Source organism: Pseudomonas sp. AL10 (genome assembly GCF_029960685.1).
GTDB classification, from domain to species: Bacteria; Pseudomonadota; Gammaproteobacteria; order Pseudomonadales; family Pseudomonadaceae; genus Aquipseudomonas; species Aquipseudomonas lactis.
Genome location: NZ_JASBQZ010000014.1, coordinates 85,100 through 94,999, shown reverse-complemented (window position 1 = coordinate 94,999; position 9,900 = coordinate 85,100). Strand labels below are relative to the sequence as shown.

Genomic DNA, 9,900 nt, shown 5'->3' with positions numbered 1-9,900 from the left:
ACGGATGATGTTGACGCCCATCAGGGAAGAGACCAATGCTGGAAAGGGCCAACCGCTTTATTATTTGGGCCAATATTTTGCAATAGGCAAAGAGTCATGAGCTTTCGGGATTTTACGCGCGGCCCCGCCAGCGCCTTGTTACAGCTCGAATTCGGTCGTGAGAAAGGCCTGTCGGTCACTAAAGTTCTTGCGGGCTCTGGACTGACTCAGGCGCAATTGGGCGATCCGAACGTCGAGTTGACCGCCGACCAGGAGCTACGCGTGATCAGCAATTTGCTGACACTTCTGGGGAATCCATCCGGCTTGGGATTTGAAGTTGGTACACGCTATCACTTCTCCACTTATGGCCTGTTCGGTTACGGCTTGATTAGCAGTGCGACTACAGGTGATGCCTTGGCACTGGCGTTGCGCTTTTTGCCGCTCACCTACGCTTTCACCGTCATTTTGTATGAAGCGCAAGGCAATGACGGCGTGTTGACCTTTCAAGCACCTGGGCTAGCGTCGGACTTGCGTGATTTTGTGCTGGCTCGGGATATGGCTGCAGCAGCAGTGCTCCTGAACGAGTTGGCTGGTGAACACTTCGCACTGTCGCGTTTTACCCTCAGAGCTACTGCACCAACGCTACCTGGCATCGATCATCTTTTGGGCACCACTCCGACCTACTCGGCCAGCTGCAATAGCCTATCCTTCAATCGCGCGTTCCTGTCTCACCCCTTGCCCCAGGCCAATACCGTCACGGTAAGCATGTGCGAACAGATGTGCACAAAGTTGATGCAAAACAGAGTCGCCCGCTCGGGCATGACTGCCCTGGTGCAGCATTACCTAACTAGCTCCGAAAACACACCAAGGGATCTTTCCGAAATTGCCCGTCTGACCCATATCAGCACGCGCACCCTGAAGCGCCGACTGAGCGATGAAGGCACCACGTTTCGAACACTGCTGGCAGAAGCCCGCAGCAGCAGCGCCATCGAAATGATCAACGACTCCCGCCTGAGCCTGACCGAGATCGCCGAGCGACTAGGCTTCAGTGATTTATCGAGCTTCTCTCAAGCATTCAAGCGATGGCATGGGGTGGCACCGAGCAATTTCCAAAACTCAAAAAAACAAAAGTGATCACCGGAAAGGATTTTCGGGTTAATGAATCCCTGCTTTGCCAAATACAGCCAATAGAGCTCACGCGCCCTTCATCAGAGTAAGCGACTCGTATCAGCAGCGGGGTCTTGAGGCTGGTTGAAACGATCCTTGCGTTCGACTAGGGACAGAAACTTCCATGTAGTAGAGGCAAAATTGCTCCCTGCAATCAAATTGGATAATACTTTTACTAGCGTCATATTTTTTAGAAGAAAATTCTAAATTCGATGTGTTTTTTGAAAAAGAACAGAAAATTTTCCGTTGGGAAATGCCCTATATTTTATTGAAGCCCATGTGTCGTAGATAGCTTGTAGCTAAGCACCACAATGAGTTTTTAGCCAAGTCGTGGGATGTCAAAACCATAGCAACTATGAGAGGTGATCATGGAACAAATACCATTGTTTATTGGCGGTGTATGGCGTAACACGCATCCCACTGAATCGATCCCTGTAATAAATCCGGCAACAGAAGATCAGATCGGACTCATCGCGAAAGCGAGCTTGGCTGACATTGAAGATGCGGCGATCGCTGCGGAAAAAGGCTTTGCCGCCTGGAAGCAGGTTTCTGCGCTTGAGCGCGCAACGATTATGCACAAAGCGGCAAACCTAATTCGTGAGCGTGCAGAAAATATTGCTCTGATTCTCACGACTGAGCACGGAAAACCTCTGGCCGAGGCTATGGGTGAAGTCGCAGCAACTGCTGACACTATCGATTGGCATGCTGAAGAAGGAAGACGCGCGTATGGGCGTGTTATACCTTCCCGCGCACTAGGGATTCATCAATTTACTCTGATGGAGCCTATCGGGCCTGTAGTGGGTTTTGCCCCATGGAATTTCCCGCTCATTCAAGCGGTGAAAAAGGTCGCTGGTGCACTGGCCGCCGGCTGTTCGATCATCTTAAAAGGCGCCACCGAGGCACCTACGTGTGCTGTCGAGCTTGTGAAAGCATTCGCTGACGCGGGCGTTTCTCCGGGAGCCGTCAACCTACTGTTTGGCGACTCGAGCCAGATTTCTGAGTATTTGATTGCTCATCCCTCCATCCGGAAAGTGACCTTCACCGGGTCAACGCCAGTGGGCAAAAAGCTTGCAAGCCTCGCCGGGCTGCATATGAAGCGATCCACAATGGAGCTGGGTGGCCATGCGCCGGTAATCGTTATGGACGACGCGGACATCGCCACCGCAGTTAAGATTTCTGTCGCCGCTAAATATCGAAATGCGGGCCAGGTTTGTGTCTCCCCAACTCGCTTTCTTGTTCACTATAAAGTGTTCGACGAGTTTGTTTCCCGTTTCGTGGAAGGCGCACGCGCAATCAAGGTAGGCGACGGTCTTGATCCGACGGTAACAATGGGCCCGATGGCTCATTTGGGCCGGCTTAAGGCAACAGAAGAACTCGTGGCAGATGCTGTATCCCATGGAGCAAAGCTGGAGATTGGCGGCAACCGCGTGGGCGACAAGGGTTATTTCTTCGAACCCACCGTTCTCACGAATGTACCGGTGACCGCCCTCGCCATGGTTGATGAACCCTTCGGGCCGATTGCAATAATCAACCCATTCGACGACATCGACGAAGCCATCAAAGAAGCGAACAGACTGCCATATGGTCTTTCTGCATACGCCTATACGCGATCGCTTACCTCGGCCAATAAGCTGTTTAACGGCATCGAGTCTGGCGCCATCTCGATCAACCATCACAGCGTTGCCCTACCCGAGCACCCGTTTGGCGGCGTAAAAGATTCCGGATACGGAACCGAAGGAGGCCCTGGCGCACTGGATGCTTTCATGACCACGAAGTTCGTTTCGCTTGCGAGCGTTCTTTAACGTTCGGCGAACGTGTTTTTTAGTCGCTATCGAGCACGGCTGCATTCAGGAAATAACGTGTCGCTAACTATTGGAACTCATATGCTTACTCCGAACATTATCGAGCGTCTTGTCGGCGCAAACGAAAACTCTCCGCTCGCGATGGCCATTGCTGAGCGGGCAGAAATTATGGCGCTGAGCCAATCGAGCCATGATGCCGTGATCATTCCCAAAGATCCCGGTGGTCTGTCACATGCAGAACGTGCAGCTCTTGCTGAACGAATCGCTCGGTTGAGCAACTCTGAAGAATTGGCTGATCACTACCATGCTTGTCTTGAGACAGCAGGTGGCGAAGAAGGCCTTTATGTTGCTGCCAATCCTCAGCAGTCCGCGTACGGGGATGAACGCTTTATGGCGATTATCCGATTCACGGATCTGGTCACTCAAAAGCCGCGAGAAGCTACAAAGCAAGATATCGATACCTTAAAGGCCGCTGGGATTTCAGAACCGGACATCGTAAGGCTCACGGAAGTCCTCGCCTTCGTGAACTACCAACTCCGGGTCGTAGCAGGATTCAAAATCGCAGGAGAAATGAAATGAGCCAGGTCGTGCATAATTTCACCGTATCGGTGCCTCACTGGTCGCCGTACATCAAGCCTGTCGAGTTAGAAAGTGCGAGCCAAGAGCAGCTTGATGCGATGAAAGTGACTCCATCGAGCAAAAAGATCTCGGAGTACGTGCTTACTCTCGCCCATGACCCCGAATCGCTAGCGGTGCGATCCCCTTTATTCAACGCCATTATGTATGGCCGCGCCGGCTTGCCCCCAGCTGAGCGTGAACTTGGGGCGATTGGTTCTTCAATTGTTAATCAATGCGTCTACTGCGCTGCAGTACACGGCGCCCGATACAATCAGCTGACCAAAAGTACAGAGCTGGTCGCAAAAATCTTTGCAGACGAAACCGAAGCACAATTGGATGATCGCTCTCAGGCGTTGTTTGACTTTGCGGTTGAGTTGGCCAAGTCACCCCCAGTGCTGAATACACGGCATGCCGATGCCTTGAAAGAACTCGGCTTTGACACGCTTGGGGTTGTCGACCTCGTGCTGGCCACAGCCATCTTCGGTTGGGCAAACCGCCTGATGCATGTTTTAGGTGAACCCGTAAAAATCTGATCAGACGTTGCATTGAGGTGATATCAAAATAGCGGACAGCCCCAAACTGCCCGCTTGTCAAAATGAATGAGTTCGATAGCTGCAGCTCCAAACTACGATTTACCCCCCTTCCTTTTCTCTGACTCCCAACCCACCACGCGTATCTCGAAGCGAAATCGACGCTGCCGGCCAGGCCTTGGAATATCCCTATCAGACGTGCTACACAGTTTGTCGTAACACTTCGCTGACCCTGAGCAAACGATTTGCAATACAGCGCATAATTGGGTCTCGTCCCGTTCCAACCAAGCAATGCACTGCGGCTAACGGATATAGAATGACCCGACCTCTCACCGTCAGTGCCACTTGGCTTGTAGGCGTCATCGAGGAACTGACTCGGCAAGGTATCGAGCCTTCCCGTTTGGGCGCTCCCTGGACTCAACAGTGGGAAGATGTGGCGCCTACACGTCAGCTGCAACTCGTGCAAGTGAGGAGGCTTTGGCAGCGCGCGATGCAACTCTCCCAGGACCCGCTACTCGGCTTGAAGGTTGGCGTAGCACTGCCACTGCAATCGATGAACGTCGTAGCACTGGTGTTAATGCACAGTAGCTCCTTACGCCAGGCGCTCGCCCATACGGTCAGGCTGCAGCAATTGGTCAGCAACTCTGGTCGTTTTTTAATTGAACCTGCGTCCAACAATGGTGTTCAGCTGGTTTACCACGTAACACCCAGCCCAGTCGCCATGCATCCGGCCCAGATAGATTCGCTGTTTGCCGCGTACATACGCCTTCTCTATAACTGTATGGCGGCTGATCGTAGGCCATCCAGAATTGAGCTACCTGGTACTGACGCGTGTTTAGCCGACCGCTATCAAGTCTATTTTGAATGTCCGGTCATTCTCGGAGTCGAGCACGCTCGTGTCGTATTTGGCGCTGAACTGCTGGACTCACCCTGGCAGGCTGCTGATCCAACACTGCTTCGCATCGTACTCGGTCGCGCGGAGACGATGCTTAAAACCCAGGGTCGCTCCGACACGCTCGTTGATTACGTGACAGCAGCCATTGCCGCGCAGGGATTTTCGGAAGCGAATTGCGACAGCGTTGCGAGTTCGCTGGATCTCAGCAGGCGTACTCTTCAGCGTCGATTGGCTGAGCGCGGTTCATCCTTCCGCCAATTACTGGAAGCGGTGCGTATGAGCGAAGCATTGGAAGGCCTGGCTGATCCCGATCTGCCGCTTATGATGCTGGCAGAACGGCTGGGCTATGCAGAGCCCAGCGCTTTTTCGCATGCTGTGCGAGGTCATTTCGGTAAAGCACCTAGTGCGCTGCGCCTTGAATTAGTAAGCAGCTTCTCTGCAGGAGGAAAGGCCCTTGCAATCAACAATACTGAGGGTTCTGACCACCAGAGGGCGCCTTGTAAAGCCGATTCGACCCGGTGCGAACTTAAGGTCTAAAGTTCACGAAAAAGGTCACGTTCGAGAACGGCACTCGCCGCGACCAGCCCACTGACCATCGCACCACTGACTCCAGCAGCGGTCACATCCTGTCCACCGAAGAATAGACCTTTAACAGGGCCGTGCGCGCGCATCCAGCGCTGTGCAAAACGAAGCGGCGTTTGTTCATATCCCATGAAATTGCCGTGGCTACGGTTTAGAAAGTGATTGAAGGTCAGAGGTGTAGCCAACTCGGCATGAGCAATGCTTCCGCAGATTTGAGGGTAATGTTTTAAGGCCACAGCCATGAGGTCTTCGCTCAGCCTTGCCGTCATGTCCTCGTACTCTGCACCTCTGTGCTTCCACTTCGTGTCAGTGAAACGCTCGAACACCGACCAATCAGTCAGGCCGCATATATCCATCGTGCTCTGCTTTGGGTGACGGTCAGGCCAACTCGGATCCCGCAGTGATGGGTGGGCGATGAAATGCAGGGGCATGGGCTGTCCCTCTGGATCAGCTTTGTACCGCGCAAGGTTCGCCGGGAGATCATTGCTTGGGTGCACCCACAGATTGGCTGGATGAATATTCAGATCAGCGTTTGCGACGTCGATGCCCAGGTTCAGCACAGCAAAACATTGAGTTGTACCAATGCTCTTAGTTAGCTCGCCCAATGGCTGAGCCAGTTCAGGATCTGCATGAGCCAGCAGCGGTACAGTCTGAGAAATACCAATCGCGCTGACGACTCTGTCCGCGCGAATCTGGCTTCCGTCAGCGGTTTGCACACCTACCACGCAACCATCACACATCTCGATGCTCACAACCTCAGCCGCCACCAGGCAAGCTCCTCCTGCAGCGCGAACAGTGTCGGCCATTGCTGTGGCTATTCGTTGCGAACCGCCAACGGGGTAGCTAGCACCATCGATGTAATGGCTGAAAACCATGGCATGGATCGCAAAAGAGGCCTCGGCAGGGGAGTTGCAGTAGTCGCCGTAGTTCCCACACCAGACTGCCTTAAGGTCAGCGTTGTCGGTCAATTCGTCCAAAACATCCTGCACTGTGCGCTGTGCAAGTGGCATGAATGAAATCTGAGCCTTGGTGAACGCTGCCTCAGACGCTGAACGTGGCAACGCCCGCTCTCCGAAAAAGCATTTCGCCGCCCGGCTTGCCTCACCCACTAACTCCACGTAACGATCGATCGCGCGCGCCTCCTTCGGAAAGTAGTCCTTGAGTCGATCCTTGTAGGCTTGTGCACCGGCCATATGATCGTAGCTATTGGCACCTACGATAATGCGATTGTAGTTTTCGGGCATGGGCGCCCATTCAAGCTGACCGCCTGAGACTTTGTCGAAAAGGCGATAGAGTCCACTCGTTTTGCGGTGTACCTCCCCCATATAGTGCAGGCCTACGTCCCACTCGAAGCCTTGGCGTTTGAAGGACTGCAAACAGCCGCCCAACACCGCGTGGCGTTCGAGCACCAAAACGCGCTGTCCTTCGAGAGCCAACAATGCGGCTGTGCTTAGGCCGCCTGCACCGGAACCGATAACGATCGTGTCGAACCCGCCGTCTAGCTCGCCACGGGCCAACGCACGCTTAAAACTCATATCGTAACCGCCCATCGTTCGTCCCCTTCCATACCCTTTCCGGGATTTTTATTGATCATTGCGGCGCAGTCGCTACGCAGGTCGGCTCAGTGTGGGTACGTAGGTAATCGGCGTGAATGGCACCACACGCCAAAGATTTGTTACGACACGACAATTCAAAAGCGGGGAAACAGCCGCCGAAGGTATTGGCATCTCAGATCAATTCTCTGTCGCAAGGGAGCAACGACAGTAGCGGACTGACATCGGAGAATCGCTTCACGGTCATCCTGTGATTTTTTAGTAAAAACGAGAGAAGGGACTGCGATGATGGAGAGCGACTTCAGGCATATTCATGTGGAACCCGAGGCTCACGGTTTCGGAGCTAGGGTTACTGGTATTTCGATTGATCAGCCATTAGCGACAGCTGTGCTTGAAGAGGTAAAGAAAGCGTGGGCCAGGCACTCAGTCATTTACTTTCCGGATCAGCCACTCTCCCACACACAACTGGAGGCGTTCACGCTTCAGTTTGGTGAGTTCGGAATAGACCCTTATATCGTCCCGATAGAGGCTCATCCGCACATTCTCGAACTCAGACGCGAGGCTGATGAAAAGGCAGTTAACTTCGGTGCCCAGTGGCACTCAGACTGGAGCTTTCAGGAACAGCCGCCGGCGGGAACCATCCTACATTCCAAGATCACTCCGCCCGTGGGTGGCGATACGTTATTTGCCGACGGCTATCGTGCCTACGATGACCTTTCTGAGACGATGAAAGGACTCATGAATCATCTCGTCGCGATACATTCTGCGAGCATGCCCTATGGCAAAAATGGCCTATTCGCAAAAGAGACTGAAGCACGCTCAATGAAGATAGTGGTCAGTGAAGACGCCGACAAAACCTGGCCACACCCGCTGGTACGTGTACATCCCGTAACGGGTCGCAAATCTCTCTACGTGAGCCCTGTCTACACGCAGGGTATTCAGGGTTTGACTCATGGAGAATCAACGGCGCTGCTGACTTATTTGTATCAGCACATGGTGCAGGACACATATGTCTACCGTCATCGGTGGGCGCCGAACATGCTTACTCTGTGGGATAACCGCTGCACGCTTCACAATGCAGAGGGTGGCTACGACGGCCACCTACGCCTCATGCATCGAACAACCATCTCAGGCGAACGCCCTGTTGGTGTTGCCGCCGTTTAATCAATAAACTAGGGAAATACACCCAATGATTGACGTAAGCATTCTGTACCCGAATGAAGCTGGCGCAACCTTCGACTTCGATTACTATCGTGAGCAGCATATGACGATGATTCAGCAGAAGATGGCCGGGGCCTGCAGTCACTTCACTATTGAAAAAGGCCTTCAAGGCCCAACGCCCGGAAGCGATCCGACCTACCTTGCGATAGGCCATCTCTTCTTCGAATCGCTCGACGCATTCACCGCAGCATTCGGGCCGCATGCCAAGGCCATCGGGGCAGACATCGCCAATTACACCAACCTCAAGCCCATCATTCAGATCAGCGATGTGTTAGTAGGCTGATCACCAAGAAACTGATTGGCGCGAACCGCAAGGCACCTGGTTTTCAAGAACCAAGTGCCGATTTATTTAAAGCTTGCATAAGAACCGTCAGCTTATTAATAATTAATTATGAGTAAAGACTGACTAATGACCTCGTACATTTTCACAGAGGTTGATCAGTGAAACATCTGAAGCTCCTCCATCGAGAAATAAATTCAAATATTTCTCATAAGGCCCTATGTCAATTTTGGCTTCTTTAAGCCAGTCAGCATCGTAATATGTAGAGGCATAACGATCTCCCGAGTCGCAAATTACCGAGACTATCGACCCTGTCTGCTTCTGTGAGCGCATTTGCTCCGCGATACAACAAACGCCAAAGAAATTCGTTCCCGTAGAACCACCAACACGACGCGATAGCCGCTCTGAAAGCACGTGCATGGCAGCAAGTGAAGCTGCATCTGGAATCTTTATCATGTGATCGATGACATCAGGGATGAACGAAGGCTCCACCCTAGGCCGACCAATACCTTCAATCCGAGAGGGAGTAGCACAAGTGCTCGCCTTATCCCCAGTATCGTAGGATTCGTAGAAAGCAGAATGTTCAACATCAACCACACAAAGTCGAGTATTCAGATGCTTATACTTGATATACCTTCCGATTGTAGCTGACGTTCCTCCAGTGCCGGCACTCATAACCACCCAAGCTGGTTCAGGGTCTTTCTCCATCGCCATTTGTGAAAATATACTTTCGGCGATGTTATTGTTGCCACGCCAGTCCGTAGCGCGTTCTGCATTTGTAAACTGGTCTAAATAATGCCCCCCCGTTTCACGAGCAAGTTGCTCGGCCACCGTATAGATAGCCCCAGGATTGTCAACAAAGTGACATGTTCCCCCTAATCGATTGATTGCATCGATTTTCTGGCAACTGGTGGAACGCTGCATGACTGCAGTAAAGGGTAGATTTAGAAGCTTAGCGAAATACGCCTCACTGACAGCTGTTGAGCCAGAAGATGCCTCGACTAACAAAGTACCTTTCTTTATCCAGCCATTGCAGATGCCATACAGGAAAAGCGATCGTGCCAAGCGGTGCTTCAAACTGCCTGTAGGGTGAGTAGACTCATCCTTCAGATAAATCGATATCCCAGGCAGCCCGTTAAAGTCTAAAGGAATCAGATGTGTATCGGCAGAGCGATTGGCATCCCCCTGCAACACGCCGATCGCCCAGCGAGTCCACTCTTTATCCTGATTACCGAGATTAAGATTCATAAATATCCTGTATTTGGCTACTGAT

9 protein-coding genes are annotated in these 9,900 nt (G+C 52.4%); 7 read left to right on the top strand and 2 right to left on the bottom strand.

What is annotated here, in order from left to right; translation table 11 throughout:
- The first annotated feature begins 96 nt into the window (after nucleotides 1–96).
- The 5 genes from QK296_RS15595 (at nucleotide 97) to QK296_RS15575 (ending at nucleotide 5,528) form a co-directional block, all read left to right on the top strand.
- Nucleotides 97–1,113, top strand: a complete 1,017-nt coding sequence (locus tag QK296_RS15595) for an AraC family transcriptional regulator (RefSeq protein WP_150689081.1) — start codon at nucleotides 97–99, stop codon at nucleotides 1,111–1,113.
- Between the two features lie 398 nt (nucleotides 1,114–1,511).
- A complete protein-coding gene (locus tag QK296_RS15590; protein WP_204950460.1) occupies nucleotides 1,512–2,948 on the top strand; it encodes an NAD-dependent succinate-semialdehyde dehydrogenase in 1,437 nt (478 codons plus the stop codon).
- 57 nt (nucleotides 2,949–3,005) lie between these two features.
- Nucleotides 3,006–3,527, top strand: a complete 522-nt coding sequence (locus QK296_RS15585) for a hypothetical protein (RefSeq protein ID WP_224796971.1) — start codon at nucleotides 3,006–3,008, stop codon at nucleotides 3,525–3,527.
- Nucleotides 3,524–4,099 (top strand): peroxidase-related enzyme, encoded by a 576-nt coding sequence (locus QK296_RS15580; protein ID WP_150689082.1) that lies wholly within the window; start codon nucleotides 3,524–3,526, stop codon nucleotides 4,097–4,099. The genes QK296_RS15585 and QK296_RS15580 overlap by 4 nt, the downstream gene beginning before the upstream one ends.
- 313 nt (nucleotides 4,100–4,412) lie before the next feature.
- Nucleotides 4,413–5,528, top strand: a complete 1,116-nt coding sequence (locus QK296_RS15575; RefSeq protein WP_282391068.1) for an AraC family transcriptional regulator — start codon at nucleotides 4,413–4,415, stop codon at nucleotides 5,526–5,528.
- On the opposite strand, the gene QK296_RS15570 is transcribed toward QK296_RS15575, so the two are convergent.
- On the bottom strand, nucleotides 5,525–7,123 hold the full coding sequence (locus QK296_RS15570; RefSeq protein WP_150689083.1) for an NAD(P)/FAD-dependent oxidoreductase: 1,599 nt from the start codon (nucleotides 7,121–7,123) through the stop codon (nucleotides 5,525–5,527). The genes QK296_RS15575 and QK296_RS15570 overlap by 4 nt on opposite strands.
- 291 nt (nucleotides 7,124–7,414) lie before the next feature.
- On the opposite strand from QK296_RS15570, the gene QK296_RS15565 reads away from it, so the two are divergent.
- Together QK296_RS15565 and QK296_RS15560 are read left to right on the top strand one after the other, a co-directional pair.
- A complete protein-coding gene (locus tag QK296_RS15565; RefSeq protein ID WP_240055023.1) occupies nucleotides 7,415–8,290 on the top strand; it encodes a TauD/TfdA family dioxygenase in 876 nt (291 codons plus the stop codon).
- Between the two features lie 25 nt (nucleotides 8,291–8,315).
- Nucleotides 8,316–8,630 carry an EthD family reductase gene (locus QK296_RS15560; RefSeq protein WP_150689085.1) on the top strand — a complete coding sequence of 105 codons (315 nt, stop codon included), beginning with the start codon at nucleotides 8,316–8,318 and terminating at the stop codon, nucleotides 8,628–8,630.
- A gap of 123 nt (nucleotides 8,631–8,753) precedes the next feature.
- Here QK296_RS15560 and QK296_RS15555 read toward each other — a convergent pair whose 3' ends face one another.
- Entirely contained in the window at nucleotides 8,754–9,875 is a 1,122-nt protein-coding gene (locus QK296_RS15555) for a PLP-dependent cysteine synthase family protein (protein ID WP_108538213.1), read from the bottom strand.
- Between the last annotated feature and the right edge of the window lie 25 nt (nucleotides 9,876–9,900).